Source organism: Lentzea albidocapillata (assembly GCF_000719115.1).
Classification (GTDB): Bacteria; Actinomycetota; Actinomycetes; order Mycobacteriales; family Pseudonocardiaceae; genus Lentzea; species Lentzea albidocapillata.
This window is the reverse complement of sequence record NZ_JOEA01000018.1, coordinates 1-20,150: the sequence shown is the minus strand read 5'-3', so window position 1 is coordinate 20,150 and position 20,150 is coordinate 1. Positions and strand designations below refer to the sequence as shown.

General features: G+C 69.4%; 22 protein-coding genes. 11 read left to right on the top strand and 11 right to left on the bottom strand.

The window, feature by feature from the left end:
• Nucleotides 1–114 precede the first annotated feature (114 nt).
• Genes IG04_RS0128500 through IG04_RS46730 form a run of 6 tightly spaced genes read left to right on the top strand, consistent with a single transcriptional unit; the run spans nt 115 to nt 3,884 of the window.
• Nucleotides 115–1,098, top strand: a complete 984-nt coding sequence (locus IG04_RS0128500; RefSeq protein WP_245815976.1) for a HAMP domain-containing sensor histidine kinase — start codon at nt 115–117, stop codon at nt 1,096–1,098.
• Nucleotides 1,095–1,742 (top strand): response regulator, encoded by a 648-nt coding sequence (locus IG04_RS0128495; RefSeq protein WP_030479814.1) that lies wholly within the window; start codon nt 1,095–1,097, stop codon nt 1,740–1,742. The genes IG04_RS0128500 and IG04_RS0128495 overlap by 4 nt, the downstream gene beginning before the upstream one ends.
• A gap of 9 nt (nt 1,743–1,751) precedes the next feature.
• Nucleotides 1,752–2,225, top strand: a complete 474-nt coding sequence (locus tag IG04_RS0128490) for a cation:proton antiporter regulatory subunit (RefSeq protein ID WP_030479813.1) — start codon at nt 1,752–1,754, stop codon at nt 2,223–2,225.
• A 4-nt stretch (nt 2,226–2,229) separates the two neighbouring features.
• Nucleotides 2,230–3,405, top strand: coding sequence for a cation:proton antiporter (locus tag IG04_RS0128485; RefSeq protein ID WP_030479812.1), 1,176 nt, complete (start codon nt 2,230–2,232; stop codon nt 3,403–3,405).
• Complete coding sequence (locus IG04_RS0128480; protein WP_030479811.1) at nt 3,402–3,710, top strand: hypothetical protein; 309 nt, start codon at nt 3,402–3,404, stop codon at nt 3,708–3,710. The genes IG04_RS0128485 and IG04_RS0128480 overlap by 4 nt, the downstream gene beginning before the upstream one ends.
• Nucleotides 3,711–3,719: 9 nt before the next feature.
• A complete protein-coding gene (locus tag IG04_RS46730) occupies nt 3,720–3,884 on the top strand; it encodes a hypothetical protein (protein WP_157513012.1) in 165 nt (54 codons plus the stop codon).
• On the opposite strand, the gene IG04_RS0128470 is transcribed toward IG04_RS46730, so the two are convergent.
• The 3 genes from IG04_RS0128470 to IG04_RS0128460 are packed head-to-tail and all read right to left on the bottom strand — an operon-like array spanning nt 3,866 to nt 7,894.
• Nucleotides 3,866–5,212: a carboxyl transferase domain-containing protein gene (locus tag IG04_RS0128470; protein WP_030479810.1), complete on the bottom strand. Its 1,347-nt coding sequence runs from the start codon at nt 5,210–5,212 to the stop codon at nt 3,866–3,868. The two genes, IG04_RS46730 and IG04_RS0128470, sit on opposite strands and share 19 nt — an antisense overlap.
• Entirely contained in the window at nt 5,196–6,602 is a 1,407-nt protein-coding gene (locus IG04_RS0128465) for an acyl-CoA synthetase (protein WP_030479809.1), read from the bottom strand. Before IG04_RS0128465 ends, IG04_RS0128470 begins: the two co-directional genes overlap by 17 nt.
• Before the next feature lie 5 nt (nt 6,603–6,607).
• The gene (locus tag IG04_RS0128460) at nt 6,608–7,894 is read right to left on the bottom strand and encodes an SLC13 family permease (protein ID WP_030479808.1); all 1,287 of its coding nucleotides are present in this window, start codon (nt 7,892–7,894) and stop codon (nt 6,608–6,610) included.
• Nucleotides 7,895–8,019: 125 nt separating this feature from the next.
• On the opposite strand from IG04_RS0128460, the gene IG04_RS0128455 reads away from it, so the two are divergent.
• Nucleotides 8,020–8,721, top strand: a complete 702-nt coding sequence (locus IG04_RS0128455) for a FadR/GntR family transcriptional regulator (RefSeq protein ID WP_030479807.1) — start codon at nt 8,020–8,022, stop codon at nt 8,719–8,721.
• Here the strand turns inward: IG04_RS0128455 and IG04_RS0128450 are convergent.
• The 3 genes from IG04_RS0128450 to IG04_RS0128440 all read right to left on the bottom strand — a co-directional run bounded on the left by IG04_RS0128450 (nt 8,699) and on the right by IG04_RS0128440 (nt 13,159).
• Nucleotides 8,699–11,668, bottom strand: a complete 2,970-nt coding sequence (locus IG04_RS0128450; protein ID WP_245815977.1) for a TIM-barrel domain-containing protein — start codon at nt 11,666–11,668, stop codon at nt 8,699–8,701. The two genes, IG04_RS0128455 and IG04_RS0128450, sit on opposite strands and share 23 nt — an antisense overlap.
• 276 nt (nt 11,669–11,944) lie before the next feature.
• Nucleotides 11,945–12,550, bottom strand: a complete 606-nt coding sequence (locus IG04_RS0128445) for a dihydrofolate reductase family protein (protein WP_030479805.1) — start codon at nt 12,548–12,550, stop codon at nt 11,945–11,947.
• 60 nt (nt 12,551–12,610) lie between these two features.
• Nucleotides 12,611–13,159: a DUF1062 domain-containing protein gene (locus IG04_RS0128440; RefSeq protein WP_030479804.1), complete on the bottom strand. Its 549-nt coding sequence runs from the start codon at nt 13,157–13,159 to the stop codon at nt 12,611–12,613.
• Between the two features lie 514 nt (nt 13,160–13,673).
• Between IG04_RS0128440 and IG04_RS0128435 the strand changes: the two genes are divergently transcribed.
• Nucleotides 13,674–15,242, top strand: coding sequence for a GMC oxidoreductase (locus tag IG04_RS0128435; RefSeq protein WP_173849972.1), 1,569 nt, complete (start codon nt 13,674–13,676; stop codon nt 15,240–15,242).
• A 14-nt stretch (nt 15,243–15,256) separates the two neighbouring features.
• On the opposite strand, the gene IG04_RS0128430 is transcribed toward IG04_RS0128435, so the two are convergent.
• Genes IG04_RS0128430 through IG04_RS0128420 form a run of 3 tightly spaced genes read right to left on the bottom strand, consistent with a single transcriptional unit; the run spans nt 15,257 to nt 17,099 of the window.
• Nucleotides 15,257–15,736, bottom strand: a complete 480-nt coding sequence (locus IG04_RS0128430; protein WP_030479802.1) for a carboxymuconolactone decarboxylase family protein — start codon at nt 15,734–15,736, stop codon at nt 15,257–15,259.
• Nucleotides 15,733–16,812 carry an NAD(P)H-dependent amine dehydrogenase family protein gene (locus IG04_RS0128425; RefSeq protein ID WP_030479801.1) on the bottom strand — a complete coding sequence of 360 codons (1,080 nt, stop codon included), beginning with the start codon at nt 16,810–16,812 and terminating at the stop codon, nt 15,733–15,735. The genes IG04_RS0128430 and IG04_RS0128425 overlap by 4 nt, the downstream gene beginning before the upstream one ends.
• 56 nt (nt 16,813–16,868) lie before the next feature.
• Complete coding sequence (locus IG04_RS0128420; RefSeq protein ID WP_030479800.1) at nt 16,869–17,099, bottom strand: hypothetical protein; 231 nt, start codon at nt 17,097–17,099, stop codon at nt 16,869–16,871.
• A gap of 148 nt (nt 17,100–17,247) precedes the next feature.
• On the opposite strand from IG04_RS0128420, the gene IG04_RS0128415 reads away from it, so the two are divergent.
• Entirely contained in the window at nt 17,248–17,496 is a 249-nt protein-coding gene (locus tag IG04_RS0128415) for a hypothetical protein (protein WP_030479799.1), read from the top strand.
• Nucleotides 17,493–17,696, top strand: a complete 204-nt coding sequence (locus IG04_RS0128410) for a cold-shock protein (RefSeq protein ID WP_030479798.1) — start codon at nt 17,493–17,495, stop codon at nt 17,694–17,696. The genes IG04_RS0128415 and IG04_RS0128410 overlap by 4 nt, the downstream gene beginning before the upstream one ends.
• A 62-nt stretch (nt 17,697–17,758) precedes the next feature.
• Here IG04_RS0128410 and dinB read toward each other — a convergent pair whose 3' ends face one another.
• Nucleotides 17,759–18,949: a DNA polymerase IV gene (dinB, locus tag IG04_RS0128405; protein WP_030479797.1), complete on the bottom strand. Its 1,191-nt coding sequence runs from the start codon at nt 18,947–18,949 to the stop codon at nt 17,759–17,761.
• 35 nt (nt 18,950–18,984) lie between these two features.
• Nucleotides 18,985–19,869: a serine hydrolase domain-containing protein gene (locus IG04_RS0128400; protein WP_245815978.1), complete on the bottom strand. Its 885-nt coding sequence runs from the start codon at nt 19,867–19,869 to the stop codon at nt 18,985–18,987.
• A gap of 4 nt (nt 19,870–19,873) precedes the next feature.
• Between IG04_RS0128400 and IG04_RS47290 the strand changes: the two genes are divergently transcribed.
• A partial coding sequence (locus tag IG04_RS47290) for a hypothetical protein (protein WP_030479795.1) occupies nt 19,874–20,150 on the top strand: 277 nt, incomplete at its 3' end.

The following is a 20,150-nucleotide window of genomic DNA, read 5'->3' as shown; positions in this document are numbered from 1 at the left end:
TCCCCACCAAGGCCCCGCCCGCAGCCCGCCGACCGGCGCACCTGCCCGGCCCCGGCGAACATGGGTGTTGCCACGGATGGACAGGTGGCGCCCTCGCCCGTCAGCCTCGCAGGCGTGGCGGGAAGTGATCACGGAGAGGCGGCGCGCGTGTCGTTGTTCGGGCGGATCTTCCTGCTCAACGCCCTGGTTCTGGTCATCGCGGCCATGTTGCTCGTGTTCGGGCCCGCGACGGTGTCGACGCCGGCGCCGTTGCGCGAGGTGCTGGTGCTGGCGGCCGGGCTGGTGGTGATGCTGATCGCGAACGCCGTGCTGATCCGGGTGGGGCTGGCGCCGCTCGGGCGGCTCACGCGGGCGATGACCACGATCGATCTGCTCAAGCCCGGGCCGCGGTTGCGGGCGACGGGGCATGGGGAGATCGCCGAGCTGATCACCACGTTCAACAGCATGATCGACCGGCTGGAGACCGAGCGCGGGTACAGCTCGGCCATCGCGTTGTCGGCGCAGGAGTCGGAGCGGCGGCGGGTGGCGCAGGAGCTGCACGACGAGGTGGGGCAGTCGCTGACGGCGGTGTTGCTGAGTCTCAAGCGGGTGGCGGACCAGTCGCCGCAGGAGACGCGCGAGGAACTCCTCCAGGTGCAGGAGACCACGCGCAGCACGCTCGACGAGATCCGCCGCATCGCGCGGAGGCTCCGGCCCGGTGTGCTGGAGGAGCTGGGGCTGGTCAGCGCGCTCAAGGCGCTCACGCGGGAGATCGGCGACCCGGCCGGTCTCACGATCAAGCGGTCGTTCGACAAGAACCTGCCCGCGCTCGACGCCGAGACCGAACTGGTGGTCTACCGCGTCGCGCAGGAGGGTCTCACCAACGCCGTCCGGCACGCGAAGGCGGACGAGATCGAACTCACCCTGACGGCTCGTCCGTCCGAAGTGGAGCTACGACTGCGCGACAACGGCCGGGGGATCGGCGACAGCCAGGAGGGCGCGGGCATCCGCGGCATGCGGGAACGCGCGCTGCTGGTCGGCGCCGACCTGACCGTCGGGCCGATGCTGAAGGGCACCGAGGTCAGGCTGGTAGTGAAGGCCAAGGGGGAGGGCGAATGACCGTGCGCATCCTGCTCGCGGACGACCACGCGCTCGTCCGCCGTGGCGTCCGGATGATCCTGGACAACGAACCCGACCTGGAGGTCGTCGGCGAGGCGGGCGACGGCGCGGAAGCGATCAGCCTGGCACGCAGGGACAAGCCGGACCTGGCGATCCTCGACATCGCCATGCCGCGGCTGACCGGGCTGCAGGCCGCGCGGGAACTCTCGCGTCTCCTGCCGGACCTGCGGATCCTGATCCTCACGATGTACGACAACGAGCAGTACTTCTTCGAGGCGCTCAAGGCGGGCGCTTCCGGGTACGTGCTGAAGTCCGTCGCCGACCGCGACCTGGTGGAGGCGTGCCGCTCGGCCATGCGCGGCGAGCCGTTCCTCTACCCCGGCGCGGTGAACTCGCTGATCCGCAACTACCTGGACCGCGCCAAGGAGGGCGGCGGCTTCCCGGCCAAGGCGATCACCGACCGCGAGGAGGAGATCCTCAAGCTGGTCGCGGAGGGCCATTCCTCCAAGGAGATCGCGGACATGCTCGTGATCAGCGTCAAGACCGTCGAGCGGCACCGGGCCAACCTGCTGCAGAAACTCGGGCTCAGGGACCGTCTCGAACTCACCCGGTACGCGATCCGCGCCGGGCTCATCGAACCCTAGGAAACTCGAGTGAACGTCGAAGTGACGCCCCTGCCCGGTATAGGGGTCAGGCAGGACTTCTCCATCCGTTCCGGCCGCCGGATCGGCGTGATCTCCTACCGTGACGGCAAGTTCGAGCTCATCATGTCCAAACAGGATGATCCCGACACGACCGCCGCGTCGATCCCGCTCACGCCGGAGGAGGCGGGCACGCTCGCCGGGCTGCTCGGGGCGCCGCAGCTCGTCTCGAAGCTCGCCCGGCAGCACGCCGACATCACCGGGATCACGACCCGCCAGCTGCCGGTCACGGCGTTCTCCAGCCGCACCCTCGGCGACACGGCGCTGCGCACCCGCACCGGCGCCTCCGTCGTCGCGGTCGTGCGTGCGGGCAACGCGCATCCGTCGCCGGGCCCTGACTTCCTGTTCGAGAACGGCGATCTCGCGGTCGTCGTCGGTACCGCGGACGGTCTTGATGCCGCCGCGGACATCCTGACGGGCGGCTGAGCGAGTGCACGACACCACGATCGCGCTGATCCAACTTGGTGCGGTCTTCTTCGGACTGGGCCTGCTCGGCCGCCTCGCCTGGAGATTCGGCATCTCGCCGATCCCGCTCTACCTCGTCGGCGGTCTCGCGTTCGGGTCCGGCGGACTCATCCCGTTGCACGGCATCGAGAACTTCACCCACCTCGCCAGCGAGATCGGCGTGGTGCTGCTGCTTCTCCTGCTGGGTCTCGAGTACTCGGCGTCCGAGCTGACCACCGGCCTGAAGAAGTCGTGGATGGCCGGTGTCCTCGACATCGTGCTCAACGCGGCACCCGGCGCGATCGTCGCGCTGATGCTCGGCTGGGGCATGGTCGGCGCGCTGGCGATGGCGGGCGTCACCTACATCTCGTCGTCCGGCATCATCGCGAAGGTCCTCGGCGACCTCGGCCGCCTGGGCAACCGCGAGACGCCGGTGATCCTCTCGGTGCTGGTGTTCGAGGATCTCGCGATGGCCGTCTACCTGCCGGTGCTCACGGCCGTGCTCGCGGGCGTCAGCTTCGTCGGCGGGCTCACGTCGGTCGGCATCTCGCTGCTCGCGATCACCATCGTCCTGGTGGTGGCGCTGAAGTACGGCCGCGTCATCTCGGCCATCGTGGACAGTCCCGACCACGAGGTGTTCCTGCTCAAGCTGCTCGGCTCGGCGCTGTTGGTCGCCGGCATCGCCTCGGAACTGCAGGTGTCCGCCGCCGTCGGCGCGTTCCTGCTGGGCATCGCGATCTCCGGCTCCACCGCCGAGAACGCCACACGGCTGCTGGAACCGTTGCGGGACCTGTTCGCCGCGATGTTCTTCGTCGTGTTCGGCCTGAACACCGATCCGCGCTCGATCCCGCCCGTGCTCGGCATGGCGGTGCTGCTGGCCGTGATCACCACCGTGACGAAGATGGCGACGGGCTGGTGGGCGGCGCGACGCCAGGGCATCGGACCGATGGGCCGCGCCCGCACGGGTGCCGCGCTGGTCGCGCGAGGTGAGTTCTCCATCGTCATCGCCGGTCTCGCGGTCGCCTCCGGTCAGGTGAGCGAGCAACTGGCCGCGCTCGCCACCGCGTACGTGCTGCTGATGGCGATCATCGGCCCGATCGCGGCGCGCTACGTGGAACCGGTCGGCGAGTTCTTCCTCCGCAGGCGGGCAGTGGCTCAGTGAGGTGGCCGGCACTCCTACTGGCCCTGCTGCTGGCGTTCGTCGCCACGAGCACCCGCGACACGGCCGCGGACCGGCCGGGATCGGGGCTCAACGCTCCGGTCTCGGCCGTCCACGTGCAGACGACGGCGTCCCCGGACGTCTCCTGGGCGCTGCCCGGCTCCGCGACCGGCCCGCGCCCGCCCCACGGCCGGGCGGCGGTCGTCGTGGCCACCGCCCAGAACGCCGAAGGAACGACCACAGGTCACCGGTCGAGCCGGGCGCCGCCGCACGCGGCCGCTCCCGGCTCCACCCAACCCCTGACCTGAGGACCTCACATGTCGTACGTCGTTCTGGTGTTGTTCGTCGCGTCCGTGCTCGTCGGTATCGGCGCGCTGGGCGCGATGCTGAAGAGGAAGGAGCCGTTCTACGGTGTGGTCGGACTCGTGATCATCTGCGTCCCGAGTTCGCTCCTGGCGTTTTTCTACCTGGCCGTGGCCTGATCAGCGGACTGGCCGAGCTGGGCGATCCCCTGCGCCACGCCCAGCTCGACCAGGTCCTGCGGCCGCAACCGCAACTCCTCCGCCGTCTGCCGTGCCCGCGCCGGGTCCCGTTTCAGGATCGCGGTCGCCAGTTCGGGTGAGATGACCGCGAAGTAACCGTCCGGCGTCACCCACATCCGGTCCGGTGCGGCGAACGCGAGCGCGCCACCGGAGCCGCCCTCCCCGATCACCAGCGTCGTCACCGGCACGCGCGCGGCCGCGATCGCGGTGAACATGTCGGCGATGGCGGCGCCCACTCCCGCCTTCTCGGCGGCCGCGTCGTTGGCCGCGCCCGGTGTGTCCACGAGCGTCAGCACCGGGATTCCCAGCCGGTCCGCCAGCCGGACGAGACGGGCCGCCGTGCGGAACCCGGCGGGCCTGGTCGCCGTGCCGCACTGCGCCGCGTAGGCGACGGTCCGCCCGTCGCGATACCCGAACCCGCACAGCACACCGGGGTCGACGCCACCGCTGCGATCGCCGTTGATCGGCTCGTGCCAGCCGAAGTAGGAGGCGAGGTACTCCTTGGCGCGTGGACGGCCCAGCGTGCGGGCGCGCACCACCGCGTCCCAGCCGGTCTTCGGCAACGTCGTCTCGCCCAGCGCCGACGGCACGGGGGCGGGTCCGCCGGTGGGCGTGGTGAGCAACCGCAGCCAGCGCTCCAGCCGGTCGCGCAACTCCTCCGGTGGCAGGAGCTGGTCGACCAGACCGGCCGCGAACTGCTGCGTCACCGAGTATCCCGGCGGCCGCACACGCGACCCGGCGAACCCGACCTGCGCGCCGCGCAGTCCCAGCACGACGTCCGCGCCCGCCCCGAGAGTGGCCCAGCCGCCCCCGGTCGTGGGATCACGCAGCACCGCGACGTGCGGCAGTCCTGCCTCGCGGGTCAGCGTGAGCTGCCGGGCGATCCGGGGCAGCTGCATCAACGCGAGCGTGCCCTCCTGCATGCGGCTGCCACCGGTCGCGACCAGCGAGACCACCGGCAGGCGGCGTTCGCGGGCGTGCGTGAAGGCCTGCTCGATGCGGGTGCCGGTGCGGGTTCCCAGAGAGCCGCCGAGGAACCCGAACTCGAACGCCACCACCATCGTCGTGACGCCGCCGATCTCCGCGATCCCGCAGACGACGGACTCGTGTTCACCGGTCGAGGCGGCCGCTCGCGCGAGCTGGTCGCCGTAACCCGGCCAGCCGAGCGGTCCGTCCCCGGCGGAGGGTCCGAGATCGTCCGGCAGCTCCTCGAACGCGGCCGCCAGCCGGCCGATCAGCTCGCGGGCCGGCTCACGCCCGCAAGGCACGCTTCATCACCTTGCCCATGTCGTTGCGCGGCAACGCCTCCACGAACCGCACCACCCGAGGCCGTTTGTGCGGGGTGAGCAGCCGCGCCACGTGGTCGGCGAGCTCGCCCGGGGACGGCTCGGTCCCGGCGGGCACGACCCAGGCGACGATCCGCTCGCCCAGGTCGTCGTCGGGCTCGCCGGTCACCGCCACCTCCTTCACCCCGGGGTGCTCCAGCAGGGCGTTCTCGATCTCGCCCGCGCCGATCTTGTAGCCACCGCTCTTGATGATGTCCGTCGCCTTGCGCCCGACGATGCGGAAGTAGCCGTCCTCGTCCCGCGTGCCCACGTCGCCGGTGCGGAACCAGCCGTCCGCGAACGCCTCCTCGGTGGCGTCGGGCCGGTTGAGGTACTCGGTGAACAGATTGTGCCCGCGTACCTGGATCTCACCGATCGCGCCGGCGTCGTCCAGCGTCAGTCCGGCGTCGTCGACCAGCCGCACCTCGACGCCGGGCAGCGGCACACCGACCGCGCCCGGCCTGCGGTCGCCGTCCGCGCGGACGCTGGTGTTCATCAGCGTCTCGGTCATCCCGTACCGCTCGACCACGCGCTGCCCGGTGGCGGCGGCGATCCGTTCGTGGTCGCGCACCGGCAACGCCGCCGACCCCGACACCAGCAACCGCGCCCCGCTCAACGCGTCGGCGAGCTTCAGGTCATCGCCCACTTCTTCCGCGATCCGGTGGTACATCGTCGGAACGCCGAACATCATCGTGCCGTCGTCGTTCAAAGCCTGGGCGACCGCGTCGGTGGAGAACTTGCCGAGGTGGTGCACCGTGCCACCCCGCCGCAACGGGCCCAGCACGCCGAGGATCAGCCCGTGCACGTGGAACAACGGCAACGCGTGCACCAGCACGTCCTCCGAGGTCCACTCCCACGCCTCCGCGACGGCGTCCAATGTGGACACGATCGCGCGGCGCGGCAGCACGACGCCCTTGGGCGCGCCGGTGGTGCCCGAGGTGTAGACGATCAACGCCGGAGCCTCGTCGCCGGGATCGGCGAACGGCCCGAAGTCACCGCCGTCGAGCGTGACGTCGCGGCGGGGCACCGAGTCCAGGCCGGCGGGAAGCCGCGTGCCGGGCGCCGCCAGCACCAGCGCGGGCGCGCTGTCCGACACGATGTGCGCGAGCTCGCGTTCGCCGACCTTCGGGTTGAGCGGCACGGCGGGCACCCCGGCGAGCAGGGCCGCGACCACCGCGACGCACGTCTCGATGGCCGGCGTCGCCCAGATCGCCACCCGAGGCAGGCCGGACAGCTGCTGTGCCAGCGTTCCGGCACAGGCGGCGAGTTCGGTGTGGGTGAGGGTGCGGTCGCCGAAGCGGAGGGCGACGCGGTCTGACTGCAAGGCGAACATCAAGGTCACCAGATTCCCGGGACGACGAGGGCGAGCCACACCAGCGGCGGCGCCGCCGCGACCATGATCCCGCCGTAGACCATCAGTTGCTTGAAGAACTTGTCGCGGTCGACGTCCTGCGCACCGGCCAGCACCAGGGCGCCGTTGGTGGAGAACGGACTCACGTCGACCACGGTCGCCGACACCGCCAGCGCCGCGATCAGGCCGATCGCGCTGACCTCGCCCTGCAGCAGGAACGGCACGGCCAGCGGGATCAGCGCGCCCATGATGCCGACGGACGAGGCGAACGCCGACACGATCGCGCCGATGTAGCAGATCAGCAGGGCTGCGAGCAGGGGAGCGCCGACACCGGCGACCGAGTCGCCCGCCCACTTGATCGTGCCCATCGTCTGCAGCACGGCGACGTAGGTGAGGATGCCGCAGATCAGCAGCACCGTCGGCCACGTGATCTGGGTGATCGCCAGCTTGGACGTCTCCGGCCACACCACGCTGAGCAGCACGGCCACCGTGATCGCGGCGAGGCCGACGTCGAGGTCGAACACCAGCGCGGCGGTCACCAGGGCGGCGAGACCGAGCAGCGTCGCGATGCGGGGCGCGGTCAGGGCGACACGCTCTTCGGTCACGTCGCTGCCGTTGTCGTCGCCACCACCGCCGGCGCGGGCCAGTGCGGGCGCTTCCAGCGGCTGCCTGGCGAGCTTCATGCCGCCCAGCACCACGAACACCACGGCGGCGATCAGCAGGTTCACCACGAGGCTGGCCAGGAACAGCACGATCTCGTTGCCCGGCAGGCCTTCCTTGGCCACGATGCCGTTGACGATCGTGCCGTAGATGCTGATGGGGGAGAAGCCGCCGGCCTGCGCGCCGTGCACCACCATCACGCCCATCAACAAGGGGCTGATCCGGTACTTCGCGGCAAACCCCATCGCGATCGGCGCCACGATCGCGACCGCGGCCGGGCTCACCGCGCCGATCGCCGTCAGCACGCCGGTGATCGCGAACATCACCCACGGCATCAGCGCGATCCGCCCGCCGACGAGCCGGATCGCCCTGTACACCAGCCAGTCCGTGGTGCCGTTGGCACGGGCGATGGCGAACAGGAACGTCACCCCGACCAGCACGACGAACAACGAGGCGGGGAAGCCTTTGAAGATGTCGTCGGTCTTCATGTCCGCCACCAGCGTGCCGACCCCGAAGGCCGCGGCGAAGGCGAGCGCGCCCATGTTGATCGACCTGGTCGTGGCGATGACGAACACCACGACCAGCACGAGTATCGAGATCAGTTCGGCGGACATGCAGGGCTCCCGTCGTTGGGACTCTGTCCGAGTGGATGAGTGGTTCAGCCACTTTCCGCCCACGGTCCAGCCGCTGTCAAGAGGTGGCCTAGTGGCTGAGCCACTTGACCGGTTATCCTGGGACGATGTCCGAGGCACTGCGGCCCATGGTCAAGTCCCGCCTGTACGAGCAGGTGCTCGAACGCCTGCGCGCGCACGTGGTGGAGGCGGGCCTGAGCGCGGGGGACAGGCTGCCCGCCGAACGCGACCTCGCGGCGAGCCTCGGCGTGAGCCGCGCGTCCATCAAGCAGGCGATCGTGGTCCTGGAGGTCCAGGGCCTGGTCGAGGCACGGCACGGCGGAGGCACCTACCTGGTGCGCGACACCCTCGACGTCGAACCGGTCGAGCAACTCGTCGAACGCCGCAAACGCCTCCCGGAGGTGCTGGAGGCCCGCGAGGCGTTGGAGACCAAGCTCGCCGAACTGGCCGCCGAACGCCGCACCGACGCCGAGCTGGAGACGATCCGCGCGGCGCTGGACTTCATGCGCGACGAGATCGGCGGCGGCGACAACGGGGTGGAAGGGGATCGCCGCTTCCACGCCGCCGTCACCGCCGCCGCCCACAGCTCGCTGCTTGCCGAGTTCATGAAGACCATCGCCGAGCAGATCACCGAGAGCCGCACCGAGTCGCTGCGCCAGCCGGGACGCCCCTCCCGGTCACTGGCGCAGCACACGGCGATCTACGAGGCCATCGCCGCGGGGGACGCGAAGAAGGCCGCCGCGGCGATGCGGAAACACGTCCGCACCGTCGCGAAGGTCAGGCTGCTCACCTGGGTGCCCGAAGACTGACCACCGCCGGTGAGTTGCGCGCCTGCACGACGTGGCTGGACCCGTCCGCCTTGTGCACGACGAACTTCCAGTCCCGCTTGGACACCTTGCCGGACAGCAGGAAGATCGTGTCGCCGCGCTGGATGATCCGCGTGCGCCCGCTGTCCTCGTGCAACGTGAACTCGCCCTTCGCTCCGGCCGTCACGTGCACGGTCAGCGCGTCGGCCGGGTTCTGCACGTCGTTGGCCACATCAGCACTGCGCTCGACCAGCATTCCGCCCGCACGCATGAACACCGGCATGGTGTCCCAGCCCGCGCTGACGGTCGCCCAGGTGTTGCCCTGGTAGACCTGCCCGGTGAAGTAGTCGGTCCACTGCCCCGGCGGGAACCAGACACGCGTCGAACCGGTCTCGCCGGGCGTCGTGATCGGCGCGACCAGCAGGTCGGGCCCGAGCAGGAACTGGCTGTCCACTGTGGAGTATGCCTCCGGACTGCCCGGGTACTCGAGCCACGCCGGCCGCTGGAGTGGCACGCCGGTGCGGTTCGCCTGCTCCGCCAGCGAGTAGATGTACGGCACGAGCCGTTCGCGCAGGTTCAGGAACTTCGTCGCCGACGCCTGCGCTGCCGCCCCGTACTGCCACGGCAGCCGGTCGCCGTGGTTGCTGTGCAGTCGCGTGATCGGCTGGAACGCGCCCAGCTGCACCCACCGCGCGTACATGTCGTCCGGCAGCTTGGTGGTGTAGCGGACCTGGCCGTTGTCGAGGTAGGTCTCCGATCCGCGCAGCCCGGTGGTGTCGTTGTGACCGCCGATGTCGTGGCTGATGTTCGACATCCCGGTCGCCACGCCCTCGGCCGAGGTGTAGCCGATGGTCGCCTTCAGCGCGCCCCACGTCGACGACGTGTCGCCGGTGAAGTGCAGGGTCGAGCGCTTCTCCGCCCACGGTCCGGTCGGCAACGGCCCGGAGCCGCTGTACCCGCCCGCCTGCAGCGATCCGAAGCCGCGCGAGAACGCGAACGAGCCGATCTTCGCGTACTGCTCGTTGATCCACGAGTCGGGCGTGACCCCGCGCAGCGACGAACCCGAGCCGTCGCAACACCAGTCGAGCCACCAGAAGTCGGTCGGCATCTTCTGGTGCAGCTCCAGGTAGGCGCGCAGCTGGTCCGGGTCGCCCCAGTCGAACACGTAGCAGTTCGTGCAGGAACCCTTGGCCAGCTTGCCCTTCGCGGTGGCCTGCGCCCGAGCGAAGTCGGGGTCGTCGCCCTGGATGCTGGGGTGGATGTTGAGCGTGCTGTGCAGGCCTTCGCCGTGCGCCCAGTCGAGGAAGCCCTGCGGGTCGGGGAACTTCGTCTGGTCCATACGCCAGCCGTTCCACAGGTTGTGCGCCTTGAAGTCGGTGTCGACCACCAGCACGTCCAGCGGCACACCGTGCTGCCGGAACGCGGGCAGGATCCGGTCGCGGAAGTCGGCGGCGGTCCGGTCGATGTACTCGGAGTACCAGACGCCGTAGGCCCAGCGCGGCAACAACTTCGGCCCACCGGTCAGCGCGGTGAGGTCACCGAGTGCCGCCTTGTAGTTCTGGCCGTAGCCGAACACGTAGCCGTCCTGGTACGGCTGGGCGCCCCGATCCACGCGCGGAGTTCCGTTGCGCAGAGCCGAAGTCGTGTCGTCCAGCAGGTACCAGCCGTCGCGGTACATCAGGCCGGGCGTCAGCTGTGGATCACCGCTGTTGCCGGTGTAGCCGTCGAGCGAACGCCGATAGCCGCCGAGCGCCAGGTGCTGGACCGAGCTGTTGATCCCGACGGTGTCCAGGTTGACGTGGCAACCCGCGTCCGGACAGCTGACGGTCAGGTCGGAAGTGCCTGCGGGCAAGGACACTTGTGCCGTCGCGGTGGACCACGTGGCCCAGTTCGCCGTGACGGGCAACGTGATCGCCTGACCGTTGATCAGCACGGTCCGGGCCTCGTGCTTGCCGTCGCCGCCGACGCCGTTGGCGTACCGCAGCACCACGGGGTACGTGCCCGCCGCCGGAACGCTGGTCACGCGCTGGCTCAGCCGCGTTCCCCCGACGAGTTCGGCGACGAACCCGGTGCCCGCGAACCCGGCGTGCTCGACAGCGATCTTGGCCGAACCGCTCACCAGGCCGTTCTCGGCCTCGCAGCTCGTGCCGAACCGGCAGTCGTCCACCGCTCGCACGCCGGGATATGCCTGGTCACCGCTGAGCAGAGCAAGGCTGTCCACGTTGACGTTGCCCGAGTCGGCGGCACCGCGCGTCAGGGAGACACGGTGTTCGCCCGCAGACAGGTCGAGGTCCGTGGACACCTGCTGCCAGGCACCCCAGTCGGCGGTCGCGGGCAGGGCGACCTGCCGAGGAGCCTGCCCGTCGACAGCGAGTCCGAGCGTGCGGCTCTCGTGCTTGCCGTCGCCACCCCGCCCGTTCGCGTACTTCACGACCAGCCGGTGCCTGCCCGCGCTGGAAGCACGCACTGTCGCCGTGATCCCGTTGTTGAGGTAGGAGAATCCGGCGACGAACCCGGCACCGGAGTGCCCGGGATGATCGGCCGCGACCAGCAGGCCTTCCCGTTGCTGGTCCTCGGCCTCGCAGAGCTGCCCGGTCGCACAGACCACCCGCCGCCACGGGGACGCGGTCGTGCCGGCCGTCCTGATCTCGAGGTTGTCCGCGCGGAACGGCCCGGACCCCACGCGGTACCGCAGGGTCATGGCCGACGTGGTGATGGTCAGCCAGCCGTCCTGAACGCGCGAGGTATAGGTCGTGCGGGGGAAGGTGCGATTTACAACGTTGTAAGTGCCCTGATCTTCGAAGCGGCGATCCCCGGCGAATTCGGAACGCACGAGGGTGGGGGACAGGATCTGGAACCTGGCCTGCCCGGAGACCACCGTGCCGTCGGACTGGGCGGTCGCGGGCGCGGGGAGGACCAGGCTCAGGAGAGCTAGTGCCGCGACTGGCAACCTTCGCCGCGTCTTCCGACGCTCAGCAGGGCGCCTCGCGGCACCGGCCCCACGCCCGAATCCAACCAGGATGAGGACGCGGGGCCGGTACCACGATGCACCCGTCTGAACGCCGAAATACGGGGCAAAGGCTGCCGGTCGCGGCACTGGCAGAGGGACGATCGTCGTGCGTTTCCGCATTCGTGCTCCTCGTCTGACGCCGTCGGCTTCCGAGGTGTTCAGCTACCTGAACCTTCCTCACCTTGGCCTCACGATGTGGAGCGATCAAGACGCCAATCAGCGCACGACCCGATAGGTCATATGCGTGAAGGAGGAGCCCGCACGGGAGTCGACCTGCTCGAGTTTCAGCCCGGGAACACCGTCGAACAGCCGCGACCCGGCGCCGATCGTGATCGGCACGATCCGCAGCCGGAGCTCGTCGATCAGACCCGCGGCCAGGTACTGGTTGACCGTGGCAGCGCCGCCCTGGATGGAGATGTTGCCGTCCCCGGCCGCCTCGCGGGCCAGCTCGAACGCCGCCGCGATGCCCTCGGTCACGAAGTGGAACGTCGTGCCACCCTCCATCGGCTGGGGCTCGCGCGGATGGTGGGTGAGCACGAAGACCGGCCCGTGGTACGGCGGGTTGTCGCCCCACCAGCCGTTCCACGGGCGGTCCCACGAACCGCGGATCGGGCCGAACATGTTGCGGCCCATGATGAATGCCCTGGTCTCGCCCAGGCGGTCCATCTGCCACTTCTGCTCGGCCGGGTCCTCCATCCACGCGTGCAGCTCGCTGCCCCAGCCGTCGCCGCCGTCGTCACCGAACGGCCGGTCCTCGGACTGGCCGAGCCCCGCCGCGTAGCCGTCGAGCGAGATCGAGAGGTCGCACGTCACCTTGGTCATGAACCTCAGCCTGGCTCAACGGCCCTTATGGCGGAAGGGCGCCGTACCGGCCGCGCTCGTTCAGCGTTTGAGCGTGAAGGTGAAGTCGCCGGAGACCTTGCCGGTCAGCCGGATCGCCGACACGACCTTCCCTTCGGTGATCAGTCGCTCGACCTCACCGCGCGACAGCCCGCACGCGTCCGCGATCAGCCGTACCGGCCGGACCGGGATCCGGGCCGTGAACCGGACCGACACGTCGACCACCTCCTGGTCGAGGTGATCGGACCCGCCGGTGTCGAGCCGCCACGCACCCTCCCAGTCGAGAGAGATGTGGTTGCGGCGCTGCAGAACGGTGTCCTGCAGCAGTTCGGCGACCAGCGACAGGTCGTTGGCGTGCAGGCGGTCCAGCAACGCGGGCCGGACCGTGCGGACGTGGGTCCGTTCGAAGATCGTGAGCTTGGCGGTGTCCCCGCAGCCCGTGCAGAGCACGAGAAGCCAGGCGTCGAGGACCTTGTGGTTGGCGTTGACGCGGAACTTGCCGCTCGCCCGGAAGCGGCCGGCGGCGCACACGTGGCAACGACGGCGGACTTGGGGAAGGCAGGTGGGCACGACGGCCCAGGTGGTGAGCACAGAGGTACACCGTTCGGTGAGAAATCCGCAGCAAGGGGAGCGCGCTGCTCAGAGAGCGGCGCGCAACGAAGACCAGCGCTTGGGAGAACTCAAACGGTGTACAACGGCACGTCCTTGCCCCAGGGATCAGTCCGGCGGGAACGTAGCGGCCTGGGGCCGCGCCGTTCCACTCAATTTCGACAGGGTCGCGCCGGAACGTCCACAGCGGACTGACATGTCCTCGCCACCGTCGGATACCGAGGGCATCGCTCGATTGCCGGGCGGCCATGCGTGTCCGGACATTCCCGGATCGTGTGGTCGTACTGGGCCGTACGGGTTGTGTGCTCCACCCCTGAATCTCGCCGCCAAGACCCTCACCTGCGTCGCGCACCTGGGCGAACCGGGACTACCAAGTAGTGACTTGATCTACAACCGCCGGTATAACTTGTTCTCATGCGCCCACAGTGAGGAAGATCACATGACCCACACAATGACGTGTGACAACGGTTTCAAGGGTCCTTCACGACGTTCGTTCATGGCTGGAACAGGTTCTATTCTGGGAGCTGTCGCACTCGGCGGCGTCACGCCGGTGGCACAGGCGGCGGCTTCTATCGTGGACGCGGCGGTCGTGCCCGCCCTGGTGATCGGCACCGGATACGGCGGAAGCGTGGCGGCCCTGCGTCTCGCCCAGGCCGGTGTCGACGTCCACATGGTCGAGATGGGCATGGCGTGGGACACCCCCGGTGCCGACGGGAAGATCTTCGCCAACACCACGACCCCGGACCAGCGGTCCTTCTGGCTGCGCACCAAGACGAAACAGCCGCTCAGCAACTTCCTGGGCTTCCCGATCGACAGGGCGATCCCGCGCTACACCGGCATCCTCGACGCCGAGGACTTCGCCGGCATCACCGTCTACCAGGGACGCGGCGTCGGCGGCGGCTCGCTCGTCAACGGCGGCATGGCCGTCACGCCGAAACGTGAGTACTTCGGCGACGTCCTGCCGACGGTGAACCCCGACGAGATGTACGGCACCTACTACCCGCGCGCCAACGCCGAGCTCGGGGTCAACATGATCCGGCCGGCCTGGTTCGACACGACCGAGGCCTACCAGTACGCACGTGTCGGCCGGAAGCACGCCCAGCGGTCGAACTTCCCGTACGTCTTCGTGCCCACCGTGTACGACTGGAACTACATGGAGCAGGAGGCGGCGGGAACGGTGCCGAAGTCGGCGCTGGTGGGAGAGATCCTCTACGGCAACAACTACGGCAAGAAGTCGTTGCAGAAGACCTACCTCAGCAAGGTCAGGGCGACCGGGCGCGTCACCATCTCGCCGCTGCACCGGGTCGTCGGCGTCGTGCCCGCGACGGGTGGCTACAAGGTCACCATCGAGCAGCTCAACACCAACGGCGACCCGATCGCGGTCAAGGAGGTGACCGCGGCGAAGGTGTTCTTCGCGGCCGGCAGCGTCGGCACGAGCAAGCTCCTGGTCAAGCTCAAGGCCACGGGCGCGCTGCCGAACCTGAACGACGAGGTCGGCAAGGGCTGGGGCGACAACGGCAACGTCATGTGCGGCCGCGCGAACCACATGTGGGACCCGACCGGCAAGCTGCAGTCGTCCATCCCGACCCTGGGCATCGACAACTGGGCCGCGGGCGGTGCCTTCGCCGAGGTGGCACCGCTGCCGACCGGCATCGAGACCTACGCGTCGTTCTACCTGGCGATCACGAAGACCCCGAACCGCGCCCAGTTCACCTGGAACGCCGCCGCGGGCAAGGTCGACCTGAACTGGCAGACGGCGTGGAAGAACGTCTCGATCAACGCGGCGAAGTCCATCTTCGACAAGATCAACTCAAAGGAGGGGACGATCTACCGGACCGACCTCTTCGGCGTCTACAAGATCTGGGGCGACCACCTGACGTACCACCCGCTCGGCGGCGCGATCCTGAACAAGGCCACCGACAACTACGGGCGCCTGCACGGCTATCCGGGCCTGTACGTGATGGACGGGTCGTTGATTCCCGGCACCACCGTGGTGAACCCGTTCGTCACGATCACGGCGCTGGCCGAGAGGAACATCGAGAAGATCATCGCCACCGATCTCTGAGTCCGGGGTGGACCTCAGAACTTCGGTAGCACGCAGATGGCGTCGAGGCCGAACACCCGGTTCAGCCTGCCGAACACGAGCCAGGCCCCGACGCTCATCGTGAGCTCCACGATCTCCACCTGACTGTAGTGCGCGGTCATGCGCGACCAGAACTCGTCGTCGAGACCGTGGTGGTCCAGTGCGTACCGCTCGGCGTACTCCGCGGCCAGCCTCGCCCGGTCGTCGAAGGCGTCGGTGGTGCGCCACTGGGTCACCGCGTCGATGAAGTCGTCCTCGACCTTCTCGCCGTCGCGTTCGGTCCGCCACTCGAGGCAGAACATGCAACCGTTGATCTGCGCGATCCGCAGCCGAGCGGCCTCGAACTCGCGCAGCCCCAGCGTGGTGTGCTGGTACACGGCCAGCGAGAGGTTCGCGGCGGCCATGCCGATGCCCGGCACGAGCTCGCCCCACACGTATCCGATGGGGTCCTTGCCCTCGGGGATGTCGATGTTCACCGCTTGCTCCTTCCGAGTTTGCCGGCTGCGGGCCGCAACGGGACGTCGAGCGCGTCGTAGAGTCCTGGCTCGGCCTCGGCGAGCCAGTCGATGGCGTTCACGATGCGGCCGACGGCGGTCGCGTTGCCACCCGCGGAACGGTTCTCGCCCTCGTCGGCGGACTCGACCGAGACCTCGATGCGCGGCCGGCCCTCGATGATCACCTTGTGCGTGCCGTCGCCGGACGGCGGCATCGGCCAGTCCGTCGCGCACGAGTTGTGGATGCGCGTCACGTGCTCGATGACGATGAGCGGCTCGCCGTCCACGATGCCCTGCACCTCGAACCTGATCGCGCCCTGGGTGCCCTTCTCGAACTCGCCCATCGTCCGCGTCGTGACCGTCTCGTCGAGCGCGCGCCGGTCGACGGTCTCGCGGATCTCGTCGAGCTCGACCCCGAACGCCCTGGCCATCAACCGGATCTGCCCGCCCCAGACCATGGTCGGCACCGTCGGCATCAGCATCGGCGCCTGGTAGTCGAGCGGCTGCCCGAACCCGATCAGCCACCGCACCGCGTCGGGCTGGTCGTAGGTGGAGTAGTCGAAGATCTCCTGGCAGCGCACCGCGTCGATGGTGTGGCCGAGCCCGCTGACCAGCAACGGCAGCACGTCGTTGCCCCAGCCAGGATCGACGCCGGAGACGAACAGCGACCCGCCGCCCTCCTTGATGGCGGCTAGAACCGGTTCTCGAAGTTCGGGCGGCGCGCTGCGCGGGTCGTACAGCGCGTACAGCGACGGCGTGACGACCACGGCGCCCGCGCGGATCGCCTTGGTGATGTCGGCCAGCGCGTCGTCCGGCCGGATGTCGCCCGACGCGGCGTACACCACGGCACGCGGACTCGCGGCGAGCACCGCGTCGATGTCGTTCGTGGCCGCGACTCCGAGCTCCTGCTCGATCCCGGCGAGATCGCCGGCGTCGCGGCCGACCTTCTCGGGGTTGTGGACGACCACGGCCGTCAGTTTCAGCGCCGGATGGGCATCGACGGCGCGAATGGCGGCACGGCCGACGTTGCCGGTGCCCCACACCACTGTGGCGATCATGTGCTGCAGATTACCTAGAACACGTTCTAGTTGTACAGCGTCCAACCGGCGCGTGCTCAGCGGTTCGAGTGCGGGAACCGGCCGTCCGTGCTGCCGAGCGCCACCAGTCCGGTGTACTGGTCCTGCCACGACCTCTCGGTCGCGAGCAGGTCGGCGAGCCGCTGCACCCACGCCTCGTCGACCGTTCGCGCGGTACCGGAGGCCAGGTGGCGGGCTGTTTCCTCGCGTGCCTTGAGCCATTCGGACAGCGTGGGCGAGAGTGCCGGTCCACCTTCGTCTTCGGGCATGGGCCGACGATACGCGGTGGTCATGGTGCTTGTCCCTGGTCAGTGGGCTACTGTGGGACGGGTTGGGGTACCAGCCGACGGCAACCAGCCGCTGCGGTCCCCGATCCCGTCCGGTCCGGTGTCTCCGGCCGGAGAACGGAGCACCGGCTTGCAGCCGGAATTCCAGTCTTCCCCTTCCTCGCCTTCCCGGTTCGGCAAGCCGCGTCACGCGGCCCAGGACTTCGCGCAAGCGAGGCTGGCCGCCGAGACCACCGGACTCCAGCACCAGCGCCAGGCTGCCAAGCGAGTGGCCGAGCACGCTCGTGACGTGAGCGACTGCCGTGATCTGTTGTCCATGCTCGGCCTGGCGAACCTGCCGGCGTCCACCGCAGTCAGCGTCGAAGGAGCTCGCAGGTGACTCGAGGAACTGTCAAGTGGTTCAACGGCAGCAAGGGCTTCGGCTTCATCGCTCCCGAGGGTGGCGGCCCTGACCTGTTCGTGCACCAGTCCGAGGTGCAGGACTACGGGCATCACGGCATCGACGACAACCAGGCCGTGGAGTTCGAGATCGGTGAGGGCCAGAAGGGGCCGCAGGCTCGCGCCGTGCGCCTCGTCTAGACCTGTCCACTGTGGAGTGATCGGTCTCCGGCCGCTCACTCCACGGTGATGAAGCCGTGTGGTCAGTCCGGCAGCAGCGGCACGGAGATGCCGGGATCGCGGCCGAGCAGCGTCGCCCGCGTCACCGACCTCGACCCGAAGCGATCGCGCACGTGGTCCAGTGCGGCGTCCAGCGCGGCCGGTTTCCGCTCCTCGAACGGTAACGCCAGCTGCATCGGCGCGTCGTTCTGGAGATTCGTGAGCGAGACGCCCAGCAACGTGATGCCGCGACTCTCGATCATCGGCGTCGCGGTGCCGAGCAGTTCCCGCGCCGCCGCCAGCAGCACCTCGGTCTCCGTCGTCGGATGCCTCAGCGTGTGCGAACGGGTCGCGCGCGTGAAGTCCCCGAACCTCAGGCGCAGCACCACGGTCCGGCACGCGCGCTCGGCCGTGCGCAGCCGTCGTGAGATGCCGTCGATCAGCGACGCGAGGGTGGCGTCGAGGTCGTCGCGGGTGCGTTCCCGGCGGCCCAGCGCGCGTTGCGAGCCGATCGAACGACGGCGCCGTCCTGTCTGGACCGGACGCGGGTCGTGGTTGTGCGCCAGCGCGTGCAGATGCCGCCCTGCCGCCCGGCCGATCATCGAGACCAGCGCCGCCTCGCCGAGCCCGGCGACCTCGCCGACCGTGCGCAGGCCCAGGGCGTGCAGCTTGGCCGCCGTCACCTCGCCGACGCCCCACAGCCGTTCGACGGGCAGCGGGTGCAGGAACTCCAGTTCCCGGTCGGCGGGCACGACCAGCAGTCCGTCCGGCTTCGCGACCCCGCTCGCGACCTTGGCCAGGAACTTCGTCCGCGCCACCCCGACCGTGATCGGCAGACCGGCCTGCGCGAGCACGTCCGCCCGCAGTCGTGCGGCGATCACCTCCGGTGGGCCGGCGATCCGGTGCAGGCCGCCGACGTCGAGGAACGCCTCGTCGATCGACAAGCCTTCTACCAGCGGCGTCGTGCCGCGGAACACCTCGAACACCGCCTTGCTCGCGGCCGAGTAGGCCGACATCCGCGGTGGCACGACGATCGCGTGCGGGCACAGCCGCCGTGCCCTCGCGCCGCCCATCGCAGTGCGCACACCGAACGCCTTGGCCTCGTAGCTCGCGGCCAGCACCACTCCGCCGCCCACGATCACCGGACGGCCGCGCAGGCTCGGATCGTCCCGTTGCTCGACCGACGCGTAGAACGCGTCGAGGTCGGCGTGCAGGATCGGGGTGCTCACGAACACATGTTCGCATCCGTCACCCGTTCAGAACAGTCCCGTCAGGACATGAGTGCGCGCGCGATCGGCCAGGCGCCGGGCGAGGTGTTCGACAGGACGGTGATGGTGGTGCCGGTGTGCGGGTCGTGAGTGGACTTGAACGACTCACCGGCGTCGTACCCTGCGAGGATCACGGTGTCGCTGGTCTGGTGCAGCCAGAACCCGAGGCCGTAGCGCAGCGACTCCTCGGGCACGTCGTGGCGCGGCCTCGTGACCAGCTCGGCGTCGCCACCGGCGAACAACGCTCGCCAGAACTTCGACATGTCACCCGCCGTCGTGTGGATGCCGCCGTCACCGGTCGCCAGGACCGGCAGGTGGAAGACGTTCGAGCGGTCGAGGCCCTCCAGGTAGCCGACGGCGGCGTCGGCGGGCAGTTCGTCGGAGCGCAGGAAGCCGGTCCTCGTCATGTCCGCCGGGCAGAGCACCCTGGAGCGGACGAGGTCGTGGTAGCCCTGCCCGCTGACCCGTTCGGCGAGAAGTGCCAGCACCACGTAGCCACCGTTGCAGTACCCGAACCGTTCGCCGGCCTTGAACTTGGTCGGAATCCCGTCGAGCAGCGGCAGGAAGGCCTCCGTCGTGGTCAGCGTGTGCACGGCGCCGATCATGTAGTCGTTCGCCTCCCAGTCGCCTTCCTCGTCGAGGTAGTCGCCGATGCCGGACGTGTGCGTGAGGAGGTGCTCGACCGTCACGTCGTCGGCGATCAACGGCAGGTCGTCGCCGAGCACGGAACGGGCGGTCGTGTCGAGCGCCAGTTTCCCCTCGTGGATCAGCGAGAGCACGGTGAGCGCGGTGAAGCCCTTGCCGCCGCTGGCGATGCCGAACCTGGTGTCCACGGTGTTGGGCACGCCGTACGCCCGGTTGGCGAGCCCCGTGGTGACATGGACCAACGCTATGGTGATCAGCGTGAAGCTGGTTGTGCAGGTGCGGTTGCTGCCGACGCCTGAGCAGGCGTCGGCGCTGGGCGATACTCTGCGCGTCTGCAACACGGCCGCGTCGTGGCTGTCCGAGCAGATGCACACTGCCGGGGTCGTGCGGAAGTTTGATGTGCAGAAGCGCTTCTACACCGAACTGCGGGAACGGTTCGGGCTGGCCGCCCAGCCGGCGATCCGGGTGATCGGCAAGACCGTGGACGCCTGCACGACCCTGCGGGCCAATCTCAAGGCAGGCA